The sequence below is a fragment of the Streptomyces sp. NPDC029169 genome (assembly GCF_055563935.1).
This window is the reverse complement of sequence record NZ_JBVHXA010000003.1, coordinates 266,182-286,418: the sequence shown is the minus strand read 5'-3', so window position 1 is coordinate 286,418 and position 20,237 is coordinate 266,182. Positions and strand designations below refer to the sequence as shown.

Genomic DNA, 20,237 nt, shown 5'->3' with positions numbered 1-20,237 from the left:
TTCGCACCAGGATGCGGCATGACAGCGCAAGTTATCCACAGGGGATGCGAACCTTCCCCCGTCCGGGGATCGTTGGGGCATGGCGGGAGAGACGGAGGAGTTGGTGAGGGTCGCCCGGGGCGGGGTGCTCCTGACGGTGTGGGCGTACGAAGCGGGGTGGCCGCCGGGCGGCCGGGTCGGAAGACGGTTGCGCGCGGAGGGGTGGCAGCGGATCTGCCGGGGTGCGTGGGCGGCCCCCGGCAAGGACGTGGACTGGCGCGTCCGCGCCCGGGCCCACCAGCTGATGCGCCCGGAGCTGGTGTGCAGCCACGGCACGGCGGCGGCACTGCACCGGATCGAGGTACTCGGGGGCAGGGGGGAGGGGGTGGGGGCGGGGGACCCCCGGGGCACAGGTGGTGACGCAAGGGACTTGCTCGAGTTCACCGTCCGACGCCCTCACTCCTCCCGTACCGCCGAGGGCGTGCGCGTCCACTCCACGGAGTTCCTGGCCGACGGCGACTGCGTCACGCGCGGGGGCCTCAGGACGACGGGTCCGGCGCGGACGGTCGGCGACCTGATACGGAGTTGCCGTACGCGCGAGGCGGCCGTCGTGGTCGCGGATTCGGCGCTGTCACGGCGCACGGTCCGGGGCGTCCGCCGCGAGCCGCTCGTCCACCGCGCGGAGCTGGCGGCCGAACTGTCCGCACCCCGCCCCGGCGCCACTCTCGCCCGCCGCTGGCTGAAGCTCGCGGACCCGGCGTGCGGCTCCCCGGCGGAGACGGTCGCACGCCTCCACATGCGCGACGCCGGCCTGCACCCGGAGTCCAAGCCGCTCCTCGGTTCCCGCTCCGGCCGCACCCTGCGCCCGGACTTCCTCTTCCGTACGGCGGGCCTGGCCGTCGAGATCGAGGGGTACGCCTTCCACGGCACCCGCCAGGCCCACGACCGCGACATCCGCCGCTACAACGACCTCGCCGACTGCCCGGAGGTCCGCCGCGTCCTGCGCTTCACAGCACGGGACGTCTTCCACCGCCCGGAGGCGGTGATCGCGACGATCCGGGCGGTGCTGGGGCACTTGGCGGCCGGGGCCTGACGGGATCCGCCGAAAAAACTTCCCGGAACCGGTCACATCTCCGTGCGCCCCTCCGTCAGTGCTGTGAAGACGGCGACAAGGCCTGAACGAAGGAGAACAGCCATGACGAACAAGACGCCCATCTCGCGGATGTCCAACCCCGGCGAGTTCGTCCCCGAGCTGGCGGACGTCAGCGCCGCCCTGTTCCGGGCCACGGGCAACCAGTCGGTGCCGCGTACGACGATGAACCTCATCCACCTGCGGGCCGGGCAGATCGTCCACAACACGTACCTGACGATCCTGAACACGAGCTTCCTGCGGAAGGCCGGGGAGTCCGAGGAGCGCATCACCGCGGTCTCCTCCTGGCAGGACGCCCCGTACTTCACCGACGCCGAGCGCGCCGCGCTCTCCCTGGTGGAGGCCACCCTCCAGCCGGCCCCGCACGGCAGGGAGCGCGTTACCGACGAGCTGTACGCGGAGGTGGCGAAGCACTACGACGAGAAGGCGCTGGCCACGCTCACGGTCGCGATCGGCCAGATCAACTTCTTCATCGCCCTGGCCGTCATCGGCAAGCCGCAGCCGGTCACCTCCCTCGCGGACCAGCAGTGGGACTGACTACCTGACCCCGTCCGTCATCGGCTGTCCACGGCCCCGGCGCTCGGCCCGTGGCGCTGGGGCGCGTATCGAGTCGTGATCAACTGCCCGCTGCATAAGTCCGTGGCGGCCGCCTGCGGCGACTCGCGTGAGATCATCCGTCCATGAGCAGTGACCTGGAAGTGAGTGCTCTGGCGATCAATGTCACGATCCCGCAGGCGCTCCGCTGGACGGACACTCGACGCGGCGAAGCGTTCACGCTGACCACACTCAACGTCCGGCTGCTCCCGGACGGTCGCCTCGCCGCAAAGGCCTATGGCCGACCAGTCGGTGGTGGTCGGGGCGCATACGTCTCGTTCCCTGTCCCCGACAAACCCGAACTGGCGGCCCTGGTCGCCGACGCTGCCGGCCGTGCCGGGGCATTGTGGGCCGCTCATCGTGGTCTCGGCTGACCCTGTTCGACTCGAGGGCGGACGGTGGCAGTCCCGGACTTCGCCCTCGCGGCGCGGCGGGACGGCACCTCAGCCGGCGTAGTCGCGGATGACGGTCCGTGCCAGCGCGCTCCGGGCGGGCGCCAGTTCGTCGGCTATCGCCGCAAGGCGCTTGTCGTCGCAGACCACCCCCGCTGGGTGGGGCCCGCCCGCGGCCGCGCACCGCCGCCGCAGATGTGTCGGCGGATGAGTGTCGTCCACGCTGTGGCCACGGCGGGCGGAAACCCTCCGCAACCGCTCGTATTCGTGCGCTGGTACCGCCCTGATTCGCTCGGCCATCAGCCCCCACAGGACCTGCTCGGCGAGCGCCCTGGCTTCCCGGCCGGCCGCTCCGCCTCGCATCTGAGCGGCCACCGCCTCCCGTTGCAGCTCCGCTTCGGCCGACCTGCACAGCAGCAGCCGGTCCATCAGAGCGACGGCGGCCTCGGTGGACCCTGCCCGGGCCGCACTCACATCGGCCAGGTACTCGGCCCGCTGCGAGGCGCGCAACGTCAGGAGGTCCAGTACGGTCACCGCTCCCAGAACCAGGCATCGGGGCAGGAAGGTCATGGCATTCACGAATCGGTCCATCAGCCCCTCTGGCTCGGAGGGTGCCAGGAAGTAGAGCCACAGGTGCAGCGAGCGCAGTGCACCGCTGGTGACTGTTCCGTGGCGGATGTCGCCGTGGGCGAAGTGCCCGAGCTCGTGACCCAGCAGAGCCACGCGTTCCTGCGGATCGAGCATTTCCCAGAGCCCAAGCCCCAGGTACAGCACACGTCGGCTGCGCAGGCCGTACGTTGTGACCGCCGCGTTGGCCTTGGCATCGACGACCACGGTGTCCACCCCGGTCGTTCCAGCCACAGCGCCGACCTCGTCGATCAATGCGAACAGCTTCGGCGCGTCGGCGCGGTGCATCACCAACGCGTCCTTGGGCAGGCGCCCGAACCGCGGTCGCAGCACCGCCGCGACCGCGAGGAGCAGCGCCCCCACGACAGGCAGGGCACCGGAATCCCACCCGAGCGCAACCAGCATGACTCCGGCGACGGCGAGGAAGACGGTGAGCCCATGGACGAACATCGAGAGCGTCAGCGCGAGAACAGCGGCGGCGTCACGCCCAGGCCGTGCGACCGCGGCCCCCTCCATCTCCCTGGCCAGCTCCTGCCCGTACCGATGCGCGAGCCGACGCCGCGCCGCCGCGATCCGTCCGGGCTCCGGATCAGGAGCCCCCGGATCCACGTTCCAGTCGCAGGAGGCACACCACTGCACGTAGTTGGCGTCCGCAGGCAGCAAGGCCGAGCACTCGGGGCACGCTCTGGAGGCCAATGCGGTCCTCGACCGCACGTCACCGCTGGCATCCATGTTTCCTCCCCACACTGCGGCCCCTCCCCAGGACCTACGGCACGGAGGATATCCGGCTCGTGGACGCGGGCCGGCCGCGTTGTTCCCGGCTGTCGATCACAGAGCCGAAATCCCGCGAGCAGCCGGCAGGCATGCGCCCACGATGTTCTTCCTGGACGTCGTTTCATTTGGTGGGTCGCGGACCTGCTTCGGATACGAGTTGAGCCAGCTGATGCAGGCGCTGCCAGTAAGGGGGGTCCTCTGTTGCGCTGAGCAACGGCAGGATCTGCTCCAGGTCTGCGATGCGGGTGCGCAGGATCCTGCGGCGCTCTACATCGAGAGAACCGTCGTTGTTCTGCCAGCTGGACACGCAGCCGGCGATGCCGGCGTCGAGTAGTACCAGGTCGATGCCTGCCCGCTCCGCACCGCGTAGTCCGGCGGGGAACGGCGCGCGCATGTGTTGCTGCCACAAGTGGGCCACGACAGCTTCGGGCGCATGAGCTCTGTTCACCCGATTCATCATCGTGCAGCGTTCCCTGTGAAGGGTGCTGTTCACCTGTTGAGGCGGCGGTGGCAGATGAGGGCTGCAGCTATGCCGACGAAGGCGAGGAAGTGCTCCGTGCATCCGGGCGATGTCGCGCATGGCGTTGCGTGCCCCGTCAGCAGGCCCTCCCCGCCTCAGCGGAACTCGTGGACCACCTGGATCTCGCCGACAATGTGGGCGTTGAAGTCGTCCAGTTCCTCGGCCGGAACCCAGAGCTCGAGGATCGTCTGCCCGCCTGCCTGCTGGATGGGATACCGGCTCAAGAACTCCGACTCGACCTCGAATCGGGTGACGAAGCCCGCGCCGCTGTGCTTCACGTTCCAGCCCCGCGCGATCCTGATCGCGTAGTCCTCGTTGAGGACCGGGTAGAAGATCGGCTGCTCGGGCAGCCGGGGCGGCCACGCACGCCAGTTCAGCTCCCGGACCAGATCCAGCTCCTTGGGGCCGGTCGGGCGCCACAAGGTCGTCGTTGCTTGCCGGCTGGTCATGTGCATCGCTCTCTGAACGTAGGCCGCCGGTACGGCGGGGCGGGAGACCGGACGATACCGGCACCGCGAACTCGGCAGCTACGCAGTTTCCGCACCTGGCCAGCTTCGTGGCCAGCAGTTACGGGCCGGGCAAACGGTCAACTACGCCGAAGCGCCGGTCCCTGCTGTAGAGAGCACAAAAGTCGCACGCGCATTTGCTACCAGCTTTGCCACTCTGGGCTCATGGACAGTCCCCTGGAGTACGGGCCGGACGAAGGCCCCGCACAGAAGGTCAGCCTCTCGATGCCGGCCGGGCGGATCGCGGCCGTGAAGGCCCGCGTGGGAGCGCGGGGCTTCTCGGCGTACGTGAGCGCGGCCGTCGAGCGGCAGATACAGCGTGATCTTCTGGATGAGCTCATCCGAGCGAGCGAGCAGGAAACCGGCGAGATCCCCCCAGGCGATGCGAGACCGCGCCGCCGAGGCAATCCTCACCGCTGAAAGTCTCGCCGCCATGGAGAACAGCGAGGACGTCAATCGGGGGGACGAGAAATGGCGCGACCGCCCGGACAGTTGAGCCACGGAATCCTGCTGCTCGACAGCGAGGGCCTCTCCAAAGCCGTGAACGCCGACCCCCTGGTGACCGCTTTCATCAAGGCCGCACAGGAAAAGGACCTCCTGGTCGCGGTGAGCAATCTGACCCTGATCGAGGCGTGGCACGCTCGGATCCAGATGCCCCGATTCCGTTGGTACGTGTCACGGCTCGAAGTGCTGCCGGTCACCGAGCCAGTCACCTGGAGCTCCATCGACCTGCTCCGCAACGCGAACCTGCACGGACACAAGTACGCCATTGCCGCCGTCGTCGCGGCTACCGCGTTGAGCAACTCGCCCGGCCGCGGATCATCCTCACCTCGGACGTCGACATGACCGACCGTGATGCACCGGCCCGTCCGTGCGCGTAGTGCCATCCCGGGCGTACATCAACGACGCCGCATCGGTGCTGCTGTGGTGGCGGCGGGCGCGCGTCATCGTGGAGGCCACCGCAGCCTCTTACATTCTCTACGACCAGAACTCGTCGCACGTTGCTTGGTCAGCCCAGAGCTCCCAACCTTCGACGATCCTGCCGTCGCTGATGTGGAAGACGATCGCGTAGTCCATGTCGAGCTGCTTGCCCTCGCGCGACGCAGTGGCATGGAGCAGGGCGACTGTATGGGCATCGTTGGCGAGGACATCGTGGAGCTGAGGGCGGTACGTGCCACCTGACAGCTCGAAGTCACGAGCGAACATCTCGAATGTGGCCTCTCGGCCGTGAAAGTCCCCCGACAGCGGCCCGTGACCCCCGCTGTGCCAGACGACGTCGGGGTGGAAGACCTCCGCCAGCGCCTTCATGTCGCCTGCTGAGAAGGCCTCCATGGCGCGCCGGAACACACCGATGTGCGGGTGATCAGTCATCGCTTCCTCCCTTACCGGCTGTCAACGTAGGCCCAAGCCCGTGAGCCGCTTGATGGGCACACCGACCCGGTCGGCGATGCCACCTGATCGGATGCGACCACAGCAGACAGCGGCCAGGGCAGCCCACTGTTGGGCAAAGACGGAGTCCGCCTACGAAACGACAGAGCACTGACATCACGCGCCGTCAGCCCTCCACGGAATAGCGAGCCAGAACCCGAGAACGGGAGTCACCGCGTGGGGCGGTGAGATTGAGAGCCACCGCGTCGGCAATGAGGTTGGGAGCCAACCTCTCTGACGGTGTGTGACATGCCGTTGATGGCGTAATAGTGGCTTTGGGCTGTTTAGCCGGTCACGCTGTGCTGCGTCATCAATTTGCAGGACCGACTGTGCTGCCAGCACCTGCATATCGACCCTACCGCCTGCCTGGTTAGCTCCATCGACGCCATCGCCGTCGATGAACACGCGAAGGAGGAAACGGATGCCGCGCGTTGAGGGCTCCGTCGAGGTTGCTGCTCCTCGAGAAGTCGTGTGGGACCTGCTCGCCGACCCGCGCCGACACACGGAATTCGGGACCTTCGTCAACGAGGTCACGCTAGTTGGCGAGGGCGAGATCGGTGAGGGGACGGTGTACCGGGAGCGCAGCGGGCCAGGTTTCATGAAGTCGGAGAGCAACTGGACGATCACGACGTTCAATCCAATGCGCAAGCTGGTGCACGTGAGCAAAGAGAGTTCGATGGCAGCTGAGGCGACCTGGACCTTCGATGAGGTGGACGCAGGTTCCACCCGAGTTACACAAGCTCTTGAGTTTGAGATGACGCCGCGGTTCAGACCCCTAGGAAGGCTGCTCGAGGCGGCCTTCGCGAAGCGACTGACGCAGCGCGAGACCGCCAGGATGTTGCACGACATCAAGCGCCTAGCTGAAGCCAACGCCCCCGGATCGTCATAAGCCTCCCACGCGGTCGAGGCGCGAACGTCATCACAGCAGAACCGGGACTTCAAGATCATCCCATGGCCCCTCTTGGACTCACCGATACTGACCCTCCATAACGGAGCCGGGTCCTGCTGAACCGCGACATCGCTACAGCGGACACTCCCGCCCCATCCCGGCATGGCCGGATGTCACCCGATAGGGGTGGCTCCCCTTCTTGTTGCCGATCACGGGCTTGTGTCGTGCCCATCCCCTTCACCGATGGAGCAACGTGGCTCTCGTTCCCATTGCCCAAGTGGCACCCGTTCACCCTGTCGAAAACACTGAGTGTCACTGAAGCAGGATCGTGCGGAGACCTACCCGGTCGTGGTGCGGGGGAAGGAGATCTCGACGCGGCGGTTCTTGGTGCGGCCTTCCTCCGTGGCGTTGTCGGCGATCGGGTAGTCCTCGCTGTAGCCGCGGATGTCGAAGGTCTTCCCCGGGGCGAGCGTCCTGGCCAACTCCTGCTGCACGGCGTCGGCGCGCTGCTTGGACAGCTTGAGCCCGTGCTCGTAGGTCCCGAGGTTGTCGGTGAACCCGAAGACGCGGACCCGGCTGGAGTTCTGCTTGTTGATCTCGATCGCGATGGCGGCGATACGGGAGGTGGCGGCGGGGCTGAGCTTGGCGCTGTCCTTGGAGAAGAGGACCTCGGCCTGAAGCGCGAAGGTCACGTCGACATTGGTGTCCTCCCGCCGCTGCTCCCCGCCCTCCTCCTCGACGACCTGCTTGATGTCGAGGATCTTCGGCGCGGCGAGGGTGGCCCCGTCGGGAAGCATGAGCTCGGGCGAGTTGGCGTCGATCTCGGGGGGCGGGGAGGCGGCGGATGTGGAGTTGGGGGGATCGTCGGCGAGGACGGGGCCGGCTCCGCCGGCGTAGAGGAGGAGGGTGGCGGCGGCGAGGGCGGCGAGGCGGTGGGGAGTCATGGCGGCGTCCGTCAGGAGAGTTTGATGGTGCCGGGCCGGAAGGTGGGCAGCTGGAGCGTGACCTCGGAGGCGTTGGCCGGAGGCGCGGGGAACTGCATGAACACGTTCGTCGAACGACCCGCTCCGAGGTCCGTCAGGCCGGTCGTCGTCAGCGGTCGGCCGTCCGTGTCCCGCAGGACGTAGTAGCGCTTCTTGCCGACGGAGTCCACAAGAGTCGCACCGCCGAGCGAACTCCCGTGTTTGACGATCTCGGTCTCGCCGCCCGCCAGTTGTGCCGGAATGATCTGAGGCCCATCGGAGGTATTGGTCAGCTTGCCGCTGACGGTCAGGAACCCTCCAACGTCGCGCTTCGCCGACTCGACGCTGAACTCGAGCCCCTGCTGTCCCTTGAGTACGGCCAGGACCTCGGTGGGTTCCTCAGTCTGTGCGCCCTTGTTGCCTTCCGGGGTCTTGGGGGGCTGAGAACTCGCTGAGGTGCCCTTCTGCGGAGGCTCGTCGTCACTGCCGCAGGCGGCGGCACCGAGGGTCAGACCAGCCGCAAGGACGACAGCGACCATCCCCCTGCGGGTCTTCGTCGCGTAGCGAACACTCATGAGTCGGGATTCCTCTGCTTGTCAGTCGGCCAGTCGAACGGTGAAGAGATCAGCGGCGCTGGGCAACTGCGGTCGCTCCGGATCGATCTCCCAGGGATCACCGTCGCATGACAGGCCCAGGATTGGGGCGGGTTCCGTCGGCGTGGGGCGCGGATCCGGCACGGGGTCAGGTGCCGGTTCCTCGGTCGGCTCGGGAGCCTCGAAGGTGCACAGCGGCTCGATCACGGCCGTGGCTGTCGCCGTTGCGTGCTGGTTCTCCGTGCCCGGGATGACGGATTCGCCGACAGAGTTCAGCGTGCGCACCTCCACGCGGAATCCCTGCTCGCCGGAGGAAAGGGGGTTGCATCCCTCACCCCAGAGTTCCGCGTCGTTCTTGGCTGCGAAGGAAGCCGCGCGCTGACAGGCGGCGTACTTGTCGTAGTCCGCACCCGAGAGGAACTCGCCCCACTGCGCGGGGTCGAGGATGACTCCCAACCAGCCGTCCCGGAGCTGGTCCCGAGCGTCCTGTGCCGCCGCCAAAGCAGCGGCGTCTGCGGCCGTCTGCGCTCCATTGCGGGTCGCGGCAGCCTGCCCTACGGCGAAGTACACGAACGAGAGGAAGAGCAACCCCGCCACTACCGTGATGTAGATGGGGAAGGCCTGCCCCGCATCGCCGGTTCGGCGATCGGTCACTCGCCTCCGCCACCGCCGGTAAGACTGGCGATCTTGGTGCTGATGGCGTTCTTGATCGACTGGCCGATATCCGTGCCGGTGATCGCCACCACGATCGCCACCACCACCACGATGATCCCCAGGTACTCGACCGCCGTCTGCCCCCGGTCGTTCGCCCTCGCGCGCACCCAGCCGCCGAAGTGGACCTTCGCCCTCGTCACGGCCTTCAGCAGCACGTCGCTCATGGTGGTCCCCTCCGGATGTGTAGGCACGCGCACCGTACGCCCCTGTGCCCTCCTCCCCACAGGGCCCGTAGGCCCAAACCCGGGCCCACCTCGTCTCTCCGGTCACGACGCCGCCCTCGTGCCCAGCCAGGCTGCTATCGCCTCGCTGCGCGAGGTGGCGTGGAGCTTGGCGAAGATGCGGTTGATGTGGTTCTTGACCGTCTTCTCGCTGATGAAGCACGTGTCGGCGATCTGGCGATTGCTCAGGCCCGACGCGATCAAGTCCATCACCTCCCCCTCCCTCACGCTCAGTCCAAACCGTGCCACATCTGGTTGCACCTGCGAAGACATTCCGCCAAATCGCAATGAAGTCGAGACGATTGGTCTTACATCGTCGTGTGCAGTCGCACCCCGCACCAACCCCAGCAACGCGTTCGCCGCCGTCGGTGTGAACCGCGCCCGGCCCGCCCCCACATCGCGGACCGCCGTCACCAACTCCTCCGCCGTGAACTCGCCGTGGACCAGGTAGCCGCCCGCGCCGAGGCGTAGCGCCTCCTGGACCACCTCGGTCTCCCCGCTGTACGTCAGCATCAGCACCGGGGCCACCCGGACCAGGTGCGGGAGGGCTGTCAGGCCGTCGACGATCGGCATGCGGACGTCGAGGAGGACCACGTCCGGGCGGTGGCGGCGTGTCTCGTCCATCGCCGTGCGGCCGTCGGGGGCCTCCGCGACGACCCGGAGGCCTGTGCCGGCCGCGTCGAGCAGGGCGCGCAGGCCCGCGCGGACCACCGGGTTGTCGTCCGCGACGACCACCGTGAGCGTCATCGCGGAACCCCCTCCAGCGGGAGTTCGAGGCGAACCTCCGTGCCCCGCGCCACGCTGCCCCGTCCGATCCTGATCCGCGCGCCCACCCCGGCCGCCCGCTCCACCATCCCGACCAGGCCGAAGTGGCCCGTCCTGCGCAGGCCGTCCAGGGTCGTGCCCGGCGGCAGGCCCCGGCCGTCGTCGCAGACGCTGATGCGCAGGAGGCCCGCGACGACGCCCGCCGAGACGTCCACGCGCGTCGGCCGCGCGTGCCGACCCGCGTTCTCCAGCGCCTCCGAGGCGATCGTCAACAATTGTCGAGCCACCGCATACGGCACTGGCGGGACGGATGGTTCACCCACGTACCGCGCCTCGATGCCCGATCGCCGCCCGAAGTCCCTTACACGGTCGCTGAGTTCTGAGGGCAGGTCGACCTCCGAGCCGGAGTACGCATGGCTTCGTAGGTCCGCCAGCAGCTCCCGCGACTCCGCCGCCGCCCTCCGCGCCGAGCGCGCCACCACCCGCGCCTGCTCTCTCGGGTCCGGCACGACCGCCAGGGCGTCCGCCGCCAGTGCCAGGCCGTGCAGGGTCTTCGCCACCGTGTCGTGCATGTCGCGGGCGAGGCGCGCCCGTTCCACCGCCGCCGCACGGGCCGCCGCTCGGGCCGCCGCGAGGGCCTGCGTCGCCGCGCCGAAGCGCAGCAGGAGCTTGCGCATCGTGACCCCGAGCGCTCCCGTGATCACGCACAGGCCGGGGAGCAAGGTCGCCCCGCCCACGCCCGCTGCGTAGACCGCCAGCAGGATCAGCGACTGGAGGCACGCGAAGAAGGCCGCGCCCCGCCAGCCGTAGGCGAGGCCCGCGAGCAGCGGGGTGCAGACGCTGACGTACCCCAGGGTGCTGTCCGGGCCCGCCGTGATCAGGAGCAGCGAGCCGAAGAGGGTGTCCGCCCCGAGCAGCGCCGGGTGGCGGAGCAGCAGGGGGCCGAACCGTTCCCAGTCCCGGAACATCACGTACGAGCCCATGAAGGTGACGAGCACGGCCGCGCCGACCAGCCACACCGCGAGGCCGGAAGCAGCCCCGAGCAGTGCGCTCGGGCTCGCCAGGGCGATCATCGCCAGCCGGAAGCCGAAGATCTGCCGGCACAGCGCCTGGAGGGCGTTCACCTCGAGCGACACAGAGACGGACACGGGCGCCCTCACTCTCCCGTGATCGAGCCGAAGTTCGTGCCCGTGCCCAGGAACAGCCCCGCGCCCAGCAGGATCATCGTCGCCGGGACCATCAGCGTCGTGATCACCATCGTCGCCTTGGGGACCGCCTTCGCCGCCTTCCTGCGCGCGTTCTGCGCGTCCGTCCGCCGCATGTCGTTGGCGATCTGGATCAGCGTCTCCACGATCGGCGCGCCCAGCTCCTCGCCCTGCTGGAGCGCCGTGACGAACTGGGCGACCTGCTCGCTGTCGTTCCGCCGGCGCAGTTCGTCGAAGGCCTGCCGCCTGCTCACGCCCATGTCCATCTGCCGCAGGGTGATGCGGAGTTCGTCCGACCACGGGCCCTCGTACTTCTCCGCCACCCGGTCGAGCGCCTGCCGGAAGCCGAGTCCGGCCGACACCACCACCGCGAGCACGTCGAGGAAGTCCGGCAGCGTCCGCTCGATCTGGTCCTTGCGGATGCGGATCGCCGACCAGATGCCGACCTCGGTCCAGAACGCGCCGAAGGCGAAGAGAAGGAGGGCCACCAGGACGTCTCCGTTGGAGAGCATGACCAGGCCGCCCAGGCCGCCCAGGAAGCCGTAGACCGCGCGCCTCGCTCCGTACCGGTCGATGGTCAGCCCGCCGGGGTTGCCCGCCAGGTCGATCCTGCGGCGGACGGCGTTGACGCGCTTGGGGCCCATCAGGCGCAGCACAAGGGGGGAGTACCGCATGCCCAGGCGGTCCACCACCGAGTCCACGGCACCCGTGCGCGTGGAGCCGACCTCCAGGGCGAGTCGCAGGTCGTCGGGGAGTTTGGCGTCGGCCCGGTAGAGGCGGACGCCGTAGAGGATTCCGGCTACCGACAGGCCGGCGGCCAGCGCGAGGAGCAGATCCATGCCCATCCACCTCACACGTCGATCTTCGAGAAGCGGCGGATCACCGCGAAGCCGACCACGTACAGCACCACCGCGCTCACGACCGCGAACTGGCCCAGGCCCGAACCCGTCATCCGGTCCAGCGCCCCCGGCTGCATGTTGTCGATGAGGAGCAGGGAGCCGACCCCGATGACCGGGACCGCGTACGCCGTCATGCTCACCTGCGATAGCTGCGTACGGACCTCCCTGCGTGTCTCCTTCCGCTCCTCCAGCGTCTCCGTGAGGTTGCGCAGCGAGGAGACGACCGTGCCGCCCGCCTTGTTGGCGAGGACGAGGGTGGTGACGAGGACGACCAGCTCGCGGGAGGGGAGTCGCTCGGCCAGTTCGCCCAGCGCGTCGTCGATGGACGTGCCGACGGCGAGCTGCTGGGCGACCTTCTCCAGTTCGTCGCCGGCCGGTGCCTCCAGTTCGTCGGCGGCCATGCTCAGCGCCATCCGCAGGGCCAGTCCGGCCTGGGTGGCGTTGGCGAGGATCCTCGACAGCTCGGGCAGCTGGTTGATGAACTTCTCGATCCGCTTCTGCCGCTGCCAGTTGAGGAAGCCGATCGCCACCCACACGCCGAGGAAGCCGCAGATCGGGCCGAAGAACGGGGAGAGCGCGGCCTGACCCGCGATCCACAGCACGGCCACGGTCACCGTCATGGCGACGACGAACTCGCCGGGTGTCACGTCGAGTCCGGTGGCGGAGATCCGCAGCTCCAGTTTCCGGCCGAACGCCGTACGCCGTACCCGCCGGTCGAGGGAGCGGAAGCGTCGTCTGCGGCGCCCCGCGCCCTCCGGCTCGCCGCTCTGCGTGAGCCGGGCGACCAGCTCCGCGCGCTGGGCGGACCCGCGCGCGTAGGTGTGGACGCCGAGCACGCCGAGGACGCAGGCGAGCAGTGCGGCGCCGGTCACCAGCCACGTCAGGTCGTTCACGGACGATCCCCCCTACTTTGCTTCTCGGGTGGCGAGCTGGTCCTCGGACGCGGCGACCCCGAAGGCCTGCGGTATCGGCTGGCCCGCCAGGTACAGCCGGTCGGCGACCAGGCGGGGCAGCGGGTGGTACTCGTACACGCCGTAGACCCGTCCGTCGGCCGCGATCGGCTGGGCGCGGAAGGCGCAGACGGTGGCGAGGGTAAAGCGTTCGCGGCCGTTCGACGCGAGGACGGCGATCTCGGTGATACGGCGAGTGCCGTCGGCATGCCGGGTGAGCTGGACGAGGACGTCGACGGCGCTGTTGATCTGGTCCCTCAGCGCCTCGAAGGGGACTTTGACCTCGGACATCGACGCCAGGGTCTGGAGCCGCATCAGGGCGTCCTCGGCCGAGTTGGCGTGGACGGTGGCGAGCGAGCCGTCGTGGCCGGTGGACATGGCCTGGAGCATGTCGAGGGTCTCGCCGCCGCGGACCTCGCCGACGATGATGCGGTCGGGGCGCATGCGCAGGGAGTTGCGGACGAGGTCGCGGATGGTGACCTGGCCGCGGCCCTCGATGTTCGGGGGGCGGCTCTCCAGGCGGATGACGTGGGACTGCTGGAGCTGGAGTTCGGCGGAGTCCTCGATGGTGATGACCCGTTCGCCGTCCGGGATCAGTCCGGAGAGCGCGTTGAGGAGGGTGGTCTTTCCGGTGCCGGTGGCGCCGGAGACGATCAGGTTGAACTTGGCCTGGACGAGTCCGGCGAGCAAGAAGAGCATCTGCTCGTCGAGCGAGCCGAGGCCGATCATCTCCCGCAGGGTGTACGCGCGGGGGAAGCGGCGGATCGTCAGGGTCGCCCCGGTCAGGGAGAGCGGCGGGATGATCACGTTGACGCGCTCGCCGGACGGCAGCCGGGCGTCGACCATCGGATTCGACTCGTCCACGCGCCGGTTGACGGTGGAGACGATCCGCTCGATGGTCTGCATCAGCTGCTCGTGGGAGGCGAAGCGGAGGGGGAGCAGTTCTACGCGTCCCGCCCGCTCGATGTAGATCTGGTCGGGGCCGTTGACCATGATCTCGGTGATGGACGCGTCTTCGAGGAGCGGTTCGAGGACACCGAGGCCGAGCGCCTCGTCCACGACACGACGGATCAGCTGGGCCCGTTCGACCGTGGAGAGGACAGGGCCCTCGCGGCTGATGATGTGGCCGAGGACGCGTTCGAGCCTGGCCCGCCGCTCGGCGGCGGCGAGGGCCGACATCTCGGTGAGGTCGATCTCCTCCAGGAGCTTGGCGCGGAAGGAGGCGACGAGGTGGCCGTCCTCCCTGGCTCCCGCGCCGTTCTCCTCGGGGGTGCTGATACGGGCCCGCAGACTCATGGTTGCTCGTCCTCCTCGGGCAGGGGCAGGGTGGCGCTCTTCTCCACCTGACCGAAGTCCCAGAAGGGGACGACGGACGGGATCTGTACGGTGACGGTCGCCACAGCCTCGTCGCCCCCCTCGTTGACGGAGACCCGCGCGCGTTCGGCGATCCAGTCGCTCATCGCCGCCGTGCCCGCCGCTTCCGGGCCGAGGGTCGTGTCGTCGTGCGAGGCGGCCCGGGCGGCGGCGCGCGCTCCCGTGCCCGCCTGCTGGGCGGCGTACGCGGCGATGCCGAGCTGGATGCCCGCGAGGGCGACGAAGAGGAGGATGGGCAGGAAGCCGAGGTACTCGACGGCGACCTGGCCCCGGTCGCGTCGCTTCATGACCCGTTCCTCTCTTCCCGTACGGATCCGGCCTCACCGGTCACCTTGAAGGGGAAGCTGATCGCCCCCGGGAAGAGGACGGGAACCTGGAGCACCACCGTCGCCCGCACCATGTCGGTCCCGTCCGGGCCGCAGCGCACGTCGGCCTCCCACGCCCCGCCCACGTGCCGCCTCCCGGCCTCCGCGCAGTCGCCGCCCACCGCCGCCGCCCGTGCCGCCTCGTCCGCCGCGTTGGCGGCCAGTGTGAAGGTGTAGCCAACCAGGACGCACTGCCAGAGCAGGACGAGCGTGATCAGGATGAGCGGCACCATGCCGAGGAACTCGACGGCCACCTGCCCCCTGTCGTCCCTCCGCGTACGCCCGGAAGCCGGCATGGCTCAGCGCCCGCCCTTGCCGCGCGTCAGCCGCGCGAGCTGCTTCCCCGACCCGCCCGCCGCCACCCCCGCGGCCCCCTGCCCCGGAACACCGATAAGCCCCAGCTCCCCGGCCAGCGACCACAGGGCCTGCTTCACGCTCGACTTGGCGTCGAGCTCGTGCATGCGGCCCGCGTCGACAACGCCTTGCAGTTCCTTGAAGTTGGCGGGCACGACCACGCCCGCCATCCGGGTCCCGGTGATCTTCTGGATGAGCGCGGGCTGGATCTCGGTGGCGCGCGCGTACCGGTTCACCAGGACCGTCGTCTCCTCCGCCTTGCGGATCTGGAGCCGGTCCCACATCCGTACGATCCGCTTCGCCGCCCGCACCGCGACCACGTCGGGCGTGGTGACGAGGAGTGCCGTGTCGGCCATCTCGACGGCCGCCGCGTTGGCGCCGTTGAGGTACGTGCCGCAGTCGACGACCACGACGTCGTAGCGGGTCCGCAGCGCGCTGACGATCTGGCGGGCGGAGCGGTCGGCGACGTCCTCGGCGCGTTCGCCCTCGCCGGGGGCGAGGAGCAGGGCGATGCCCGTCTCGTGGACGTACACGGCGTCCTGGAGGACGCGGGGTGAGATGTCGTCGACGGCCGCGAGGTCGGCGACCGAGCGGCGGAACTGGACGTCGAGGTACGAGGCGATGTCGCCGCCCTGGAGGTCCATGTCGACGAGGGCGACGCTCCGGCCGGAGGCCCGGGAGGCGAGGGCGAGCTGGACGGCGGTGACGGTGGTCCCGACGCCGCCCTTGGCGCCGCTGACGGTGACGACGGTGCCGCCGGGGCCGGAGAGGACGTCCGCGCCGCCGCCGAGGTGGCGGCGGACGCCGGCGGACCACTGGGCGGCGGCCTGGACGCGGCTGGCCAGCTCCTCGTACCCGAGTGGGAGGGTGACCAGGCCGCGGGCGCCGGAGTCCATGGCGGCGGAGAAGAGCACCGGGCTGGCGTCCGCGGTGATGAGGACGACGCCGACGGCGGGGAAGCGGAGGGCGACCTCGCGGACCAGTTCGAGGGCCGGGACCGGGCCGATCCGCTCGTGGACCAGGACGACTTCGGGGAGTTCGTCGAGGGACTCGGCGGCCAGCCGGGCGAGGGTGTCGACGAGCTGGGTGGAGTCGGCGACGGGCGGGGCGGGTTCGGCGTCGGGGAGCTGGCTGAGGAGGGTGGTGACGGCCCGGGCCGCGTCGGGGTCGGCGACGGCCGGCAGGATCCTGGTGGTCATACCGGGCCTCACTTGTCCTTGTCGAGCGTGTAGGTGCGGTCGCCGGGGCCGAGGGCGGGCTCGCCGCCGGGTGCGACGAGGGCGAGCCGTACGTGCTCGGCGAAGGACTCGGCGTACGCGACGCGCTGGGTGTCGAGGGTGGAGAGCGCGAAGGTGATCGGGACGGCCTCGGTGGGACGGCTGCTCCGGTCGGTGGTGTCCTGGATGTGGGTGAGCCTGCCGACGTCCAGGACGCGGGCGTTGCTGACGATGACCTTGGACTGGGCGGCCTTGCCGCCCTTCTCGCCGGCGAAGGTGGCGTAGATGTTGACCGTGGCGCCGGGGGTGATCTTGCCGGCCACGCCCGTGGCGGCGTCGATCATGATGGCGATCTCCTGCTGGCCGGGCTGGAGCGCGGGCCGCTGGACGATCATGTCGGACTGGAGGAGGGAGCCGGCTTTGAGGGTGGTGACGGCGATCTTGCCCTTGATCTGGTCGAGATCGGTGACGGCGGTGTCCGAAAGCCAGCGTTTCGGCATCGTGATCTTCTCGAACTGCTCCGCGCTCAGCGGGGTGTAGGGCGCTACCTTCTCCTTGACCTGGTACGCCGTCACCTCGGGTCCGACCTTGGAGTTCACGTCGCCGATCACCGAGAGGACACCGGCGAAGACGCCGAGGGCGCACAGGACGGACAGCAGGAGCAGGATGACGCCACGACGCTGGCGGGAGTTCATTGCCGGACAACCTCGTTCGGGGTACGTGTGGCTCAGCGGACGGGGGACGTGAGCGCGCGGGGTGAACTGGCCGGCCCGAGCGCCCGTGCCGACCGCCGGCCGGCCGCCGTGATGGCGCGCGGCCCGGAGGCATGGGTACCGGCGGCCGGGACCTCGGAGGTCAGCGGGGCGGAGCAGAAGCCGCAGCGGTCGCCGATGAGCTCCATCCGGCACCAGTGGCAGGTCTCGCGCCGTACGGAGGAGACCAGTCGGTGCAGGACGGCGATGTCCGGCAGGTACGCGGCGAACTCCACCAGCTTTCCCGTTCCCCACCAGCGGGGCGACTCGGCGGGCAGCGGCGCCTCCTGCACCGCTTGGACCTGCCAGCGCGGGGCGAGGGTGCCGGTGGGCCAGTCGGTCTGCAACTGCCCTCTGGCCAGGAGGAGCTGGGTGGCGAACTCGGGGCCCGCGGGCGGTTCGGCGCCCGGTCCGATGCGGACGAGCTGCGGGACGGGCCCGGCGAGTACGGCGAACTGGGCGCCGGGCAGCCAGCCTTTGAGGTGGGACGTGAGGCCGACCGGGACGCGGTCGAGCTTGGCGACGGAGCCGAGGACGGCTCCCGCGTAGATGTAGTGGGCGAGGAGCCTTGCCGCCGAGGCGACGACGCCGGGGCTGAAGTCGCAGACGGAGAGCTGGCGCAGCTGCCGGGCCAGTACGGCGGTGCCGAGGGGCGGCAGGTCGGTCTTGACCAGGGCGATCCGGTCGCTCTCCAGGAGGGAGCGGACGGCGTGCAGTCGCTGTTCCGCGACGGTCGGCAGGGAGGTCGGGCAGACCACGACCACATGGCCGTAGCGGTCCAGGAGGAGCTGGAGGTCGGCCACGGCGGAGGCGAGGGACCGGGTCTCGAGTGCGGGCAGGACGGCGGCGGTGGGTGTCTGCTGGTCGGTCGGTGGCAGCACCAGGTCGGCACTGGTGACCGCGATCGCTGTCGGCACGTCGGGCTCCCCGTCCCCATGTCCCATGTCCCCATGACTCACTGCGTTCACTGCGTTACTGCACAGCGCGATGCTCCTGCACTTTATCCACCACCTGCGGGGTGGTGAACACACAATCCGCCAAGCACAACGAGAAATCTGGGCCCGAATGGGTCTTGTGATGGGCCTGGTCCTAGGCCCGGACATAGGTCCCCGCGTGGGTCCTCGCGTAGGCCCCGCATGGGTCCGGAGGCCCATGCCCCCAACTCCCCTTCGCTCCACAGGACTTGACAACTCGATTGGTCTGGACCAGCTTGTTCCCTCAGCGGTGGCCACCGTTCCCGACCCCTCCCCTCCCCCGAATCCCCCACCGGAGGCAGCAAGTGGACCGCACCACCACACGCTCGCGCAGATGGATCGGCGGCGCCCTCGCGCTCGCCGTCGGCTCCGGGCTCGTGCTCGTCGGCGGCGCAGGCACCGCGCAGGCCGCGGACGTCAACGTGGCCAAGAACGCGGGCTTCGAGTCCGGTACCGCCAACTGGACCTGCACCGCGGGCAGCGGCACCGCCGTCTCCTCGCCCGTACGGACCGGGGCGGGCGCCCTCAAGGCGACCCCCGCCGGCCAGGACAACGCCCGCTGCAGCCAGGTCGTCACCGTCAAGCCCAACTCGACGTACACGCTGAGCGCCTGGGTGCAGGGCGGGTACGCCTACCTCGGCGCGACCGGGACCGGGACCACGGACGTCTCCACCTGGACCCCCGACAGCGCCACCTGGAAGCAGCTGACCACCAGCTTCACCACCGGCGCGAGCACCACCTCGGTGACCGTCTACACCCACGGGTGGTACGGCCAGTCCCCGATCCACGTCGACGACGTCTCCGTCTTCGGTCCCGACGGAGGCGGCGGCACCGACCCCGACCCGGTCGTCCCGTCGACCCCGGCGGGCCTCGCCGCGGGTACGGTCACCTCGTCATCCGTCGCCCTGAGCTGGAACGCGGTCTCCGGCGCCACCGGCTACAAGGTGTACCGCGACGGCGCCCTCGCGCAGACCGCCTCCGGCACCTCGGCCACCGTGACGGGCCTCGCCGCCGGCACGACGTACCAGTTCCAGGTCTCCGCGACCAACGCGGCGGGCGAGTCCGCCAAGTCCACCGCCGTCTCCGCCCGGACGAGCGCCACCAACCCGGGCCCCGGCCCGTCCGTCCCCAAGCACGCCCTGACCGGCTACTGGCAGAACTTCAACAACGGGGCGACCGTCCAGAAGCTGCGGGACGTGCAGGCGCAGTACGACATCATCGCCGTCTCCTTCGCCGACTCGACCACGACGCCCGGCCAGATCGTCTTCAACCTCGACCCGGCCGTCGGCTACGCCTCGGTCGCCGACTTCAAGGCCGACATCGCCGCGAAGAAGGCAGCGGGCAAGTCGGTCATCATCTCGGTCGGCGGCGAGAAGGGGAACGTCACGATCAACAGTGACGCCTCGGCGACCGCCTTCGCCGACAGCGCGTACGCGCTGATGCAGGAGTACGGCTTCAACGGGGTCGACATCGACCTGGAGCACGGCATCAACTCCACGTACCTGACGAAGGCGCTGCGCCAGCTCTCCGCCAAGGCCGGTTCGTCGCTGGTCCTGACGATGGCCCCGCAGACCATCGACATGCAGAACACGGGCACCGAGTACTTCAAGACCGCGCTGGCCGTGAAGGACATCCTGACGGTCGTCAACATGCAGTACTACAACAGCGGTTCGATGCTGGGCTGCGACGGCAAGGTGTACAGCCAGGGCTCGGTGGACTTCCTCACCGCGCTCGCCTGCATCCAGCTCCAGGGCGGCCTCGACGCCTCCCAGGTCGGGCTCGGCGTGCCGGCCTCGACCCGGGGCGCGGGCAGCGGCTATGTCGACCCGTCGATCGTGAAGAACGCCCTCGACTGCCTGGCCCGGGGCACCAACTGCGGCTCCTTCAAGCCCTCGCAGACCTGGCCGAACCTGCGCGGTGCGATGACCTGGTCGACCAACTGGGACGCGACGGCCGGCAACGCCTGGTCCAACGCGGTCGGCCCGCACGTCCACAACCTCCCGTAACACCGGTAACCGCGATACACGCAGCGC

General features: G+C 69.5%; 25 protein-coding genes. 7 read left to right on the top strand and 18 right to left on the bottom strand.

All coding sequences use genetic code 11. The annotated features are described in order from the left end of the window. Positions 1–79: 79 nt before the first annotated feature. The 3 genes from ACZ4VI_RS08055 (at position 80) to ACZ4VI_RS08045 (ending at position 2,097) form a co-directional block, all read left to right on the top strand. A complete protein-coding gene (locus tag ACZ4VI_RS08055; RefSeq protein WP_467997703.1) occupies positions 80–1,072 on the top strand; it encodes an endonuclease domain-containing protein in 993 nt (330 codons plus the stop codon). Between the two features lie 102 nt (positions 1,073–1,174). Further along, a complete protein-coding gene (locus tag ACZ4VI_RS08050) occupies positions 1,175–1,666 on the top strand; it encodes a carboxymuconolactone decarboxylase family protein (RefSeq protein ID WP_467997701.1) in 492 nt (163 codons plus the stop codon). A gap of 143 nt (positions 1,667–1,809) precedes the next feature. After that, positions 1,810–2,097: a hypothetical protein gene (locus tag ACZ4VI_RS08045; RefSeq protein ID WP_467997700.1), complete on the top strand. Its 288-nt coding sequence runs from the start codon at positions 1,810–1,812 to the stop codon at positions 2,095–2,097. A 69-nt stretch (positions 2,098–2,166) separates the two neighbouring features. Here the strand turns inward: ACZ4VI_RS08045 and ACZ4VI_RS08040 are convergent, their stop codons facing one another. From ACZ4VI_RS08040 to ACZ4VI_RS08030, 3 genes are all read right to left on the bottom strand, one after another. After that, positions 2,167–3,474 (bottom strand): M48 family metallopeptidase, encoded by a 1,308-nt coding sequence (locus ACZ4VI_RS08040; RefSeq protein ID WP_467997699.1) that lies wholly within the window; start codon positions 3,472–3,474, stop codon positions 2,167–2,169. 163 nt (positions 3,475–3,637) lie between these two features. After that, entirely contained in the window at positions 3,638–4,009 is a 372-nt protein-coding gene (locus ACZ4VI_RS08035) for a hypothetical protein (RefSeq protein WP_467997697.1), read from the bottom strand. Between the two features lie 122 nt (positions 4,010–4,131). Beyond that, positions 4,132–4,491, bottom strand: a complete 360-nt coding sequence (locus ACZ4VI_RS08030; protein WP_467997695.1) for a hypothetical protein — start codon at positions 4,489–4,491, stop codon at positions 4,132–4,134. A gap of 216 nt (positions 4,492–4,707) precedes the next feature. Here ACZ4VI_RS08030 and ACZ4VI_RS08025 point away from each other — a divergent pair, with 216 nt between their 5' ends. Both ACZ4VI_RS08025 and ACZ4VI_RS08020 read left to right on the top strand, forming a co-directional pair. Further along, positions 4,708–4,962 (top strand): hypothetical protein, encoded by a 255-nt coding sequence (locus ACZ4VI_RS08025; RefSeq protein WP_467997693.1) that lies wholly within the window; start codon positions 4,708–4,710, stop codon positions 4,960–4,962. A 51-nt stretch (positions 4,963–5,013) separates the two neighbouring features. Further along, positions 5,014–5,388, top strand: a complete 375-nt coding sequence (locus tag ACZ4VI_RS08020) for a DNA-binding protein (RefSeq protein ID WP_467997691.1) — start codon at positions 5,014–5,016, stop codon at positions 5,386–5,388. Between the two features lie 132 nt (positions 5,389–5,520). Here ACZ4VI_RS08020 and ACZ4VI_RS08015 read toward each other — a convergent pair whose 3' ends face one another. Continuing rightward, complete coding sequence (locus tag ACZ4VI_RS08015) at positions 5,521–5,913, bottom strand: nuclear transport factor 2 family protein (RefSeq protein WP_467997690.1); 393 nt, start codon at positions 5,911–5,913, stop codon at positions 5,521–5,523. A gap of 478 nt (positions 5,914–6,391) precedes the next feature. Between ACZ4VI_RS08015 and ACZ4VI_RS08010 the strand changes: the two genes are divergently transcribed. Continuing rightward, the gene (locus tag ACZ4VI_RS08010) at positions 6,392–6,859 is read left to right on the top strand and encodes an SRPBCC family protein (RefSeq protein ID WP_467997689.1); all 468 of its coding nucleotides are present in this window, start codon (positions 6,392–6,394) and stop codon (positions 6,857–6,859) included. 338 nt (positions 6,860–7,197) lie between these two features. On the opposite strand, the gene ACZ4VI_RS08005 is transcribed toward ACZ4VI_RS08010, so the two are convergent. The 14 genes from ACZ4VI_RS08005 to ACZ4VI_RS07940 form a co-directional block, all read right to left on the bottom strand. Beyond that, the gene (locus ACZ4VI_RS08005) at positions 7,198–7,803 is read right to left on the bottom strand and encodes an OmpA family protein (protein ID WP_467997687.1); all 606 of its coding nucleotides are present in this window, start codon (positions 7,801–7,803) and stop codon (positions 7,198–7,200) included. Positions 7,804–7,814: 11 nt separating this feature from the next. Beyond that, positions 7,815–8,396, bottom strand: coding sequence for a hypothetical protein (locus ACZ4VI_RS08000; RefSeq protein WP_467997685.1), 582 nt, complete (start codon positions 8,394–8,396; stop codon positions 7,815–7,817). 21 nt (positions 8,397–8,417) lie between these two features. Continuing rightward, the gene (locus tag ACZ4VI_RS07995; protein WP_467997683.1) at positions 8,418–9,068 is read right to left on the bottom strand and encodes a pilus assembly protein TadG-related protein; all 651 of its coding nucleotides are present in this window, start codon (positions 9,066–9,068) and stop codon (positions 8,418–8,420) included. Then, the gene (locus tag ACZ4VI_RS07990; RefSeq protein ID WP_467997682.1) at positions 9,065–9,292 is read right to left on the bottom strand and encodes a Flp family type IVb pilin; all 228 of its coding nucleotides are present in this window, start codon (positions 9,290–9,292) and stop codon (positions 9,065–9,067) included. The genes ACZ4VI_RS07995 and ACZ4VI_RS07990 overlap by 4 nt, the downstream gene beginning before the upstream one ends. Before the next feature lie 102 nt (positions 9,293–9,394). Further along, positions 9,395–10,096, bottom strand: coding sequence for a response regulator (locus ACZ4VI_RS07985; protein WP_467997680.1), 702 nt, complete (start codon positions 10,094–10,096; stop codon positions 9,395–9,397). Continuing rightward, on the bottom strand, positions 10,093–11,262 hold the full coding sequence (locus ACZ4VI_RS07980) for a sensor histidine kinase (protein ID WP_467997679.1): 1,170 nt from the start codon (positions 11,260–11,262) through the stop codon (positions 10,093–10,095). Before ACZ4VI_RS07980 ends, ACZ4VI_RS07985 begins: the two co-directional genes overlap by 4 nt. 8 nt (positions 11,263–11,270) lie before the next feature. After that, positions 11,271–12,158: a DUF5936 domain-containing protein gene (locus ACZ4VI_RS07975; RefSeq protein ID WP_467997678.1), complete on the bottom strand. Its 888-nt coding sequence runs from the start codon at positions 12,156–12,158 to the stop codon at positions 11,271–11,273. Positions 12,159–12,169: 11 nt separating this feature from the next. Continuing rightward, on the bottom strand, positions 12,170–13,111 hold the full coding sequence (locus ACZ4VI_RS07970; RefSeq protein WP_467997677.1) for a type II secretion system F family protein: 942 nt from the start codon (positions 13,109–13,111) through the stop codon (positions 12,170–12,172). A 12-nt stretch (positions 13,112–13,123) separates the two neighbouring features. Next, positions 13,124–14,464, bottom strand: a complete 1,341-nt coding sequence (locus tag ACZ4VI_RS07965; protein WP_467997675.1) for a CpaF family protein — start codon at positions 14,462–14,464, stop codon at positions 13,124–13,126. Continuing rightward, positions 14,461–14,829: a TadE/TadG family type IV pilus assembly protein gene (locus ACZ4VI_RS07960; protein ID WP_467997673.1), complete on the bottom strand. Its 369-nt coding sequence runs from the start codon at positions 14,827–14,829 to the stop codon at positions 14,461–14,463. Before ACZ4VI_RS07960 ends, ACZ4VI_RS07965 begins: the two co-directional genes overlap by 4 nt. Continuing rightward, positions 14,826–15,203, bottom strand: coding sequence for a TadE/TadG family type IV pilus assembly protein (locus ACZ4VI_RS07955; RefSeq protein WP_467997671.1), 378 nt, complete (start codon positions 15,201–15,203; stop codon positions 14,826–14,828). The genes ACZ4VI_RS07960 and ACZ4VI_RS07955 overlap by 4 nt, the downstream gene beginning before the upstream one ends. 3 nt (positions 15,204–15,206) lie before the next feature. Further along, positions 15,207–16,460, bottom strand: a complete 1,254-nt coding sequence (locus ACZ4VI_RS07950) for an AAA family ATPase (RefSeq protein ID WP_467997669.1) — start codon at positions 16,458–16,460, stop codon at positions 15,207–15,209. 8 nt (positions 16,461–16,468) lie between these two features. After that, on the bottom strand, positions 16,469–17,173 hold the full coding sequence (gene cpaB, locus ACZ4VI_RS07945; RefSeq protein ID WP_467997667.1) for a Flp pilus assembly protein CpaB: 705 nt from the start codon (positions 17,171–17,173) through the stop codon (positions 16,469–16,471). A gap of 32 nt (positions 17,174–17,205) precedes the next feature. Beyond that, a complete protein-coding gene (locus ACZ4VI_RS07940) occupies positions 17,206–18,147 on the bottom strand; it encodes a hypothetical protein (protein WP_467997666.1) in 942 nt (313 codons plus the stop codon). A 362-nt stretch (positions 18,148–18,509) separates the two neighbouring features. Here ACZ4VI_RS07940 and ACZ4VI_RS07935 point away from each other — a divergent pair, with 362 nt between their 5' ends. Continuing rightward, positions 18,510–20,210 carry a chitinase gene (locus ACZ4VI_RS07935; protein WP_467997664.1) on the top strand — a complete coding sequence of 567 codons (1,701 nt, stop codon included), beginning with the start codon at positions 18,510–18,512 and terminating at the stop codon, positions 20,208–20,210. The last annotated feature ends 27 nt before the right edge of the window (positions 20,211–20,237 follow it).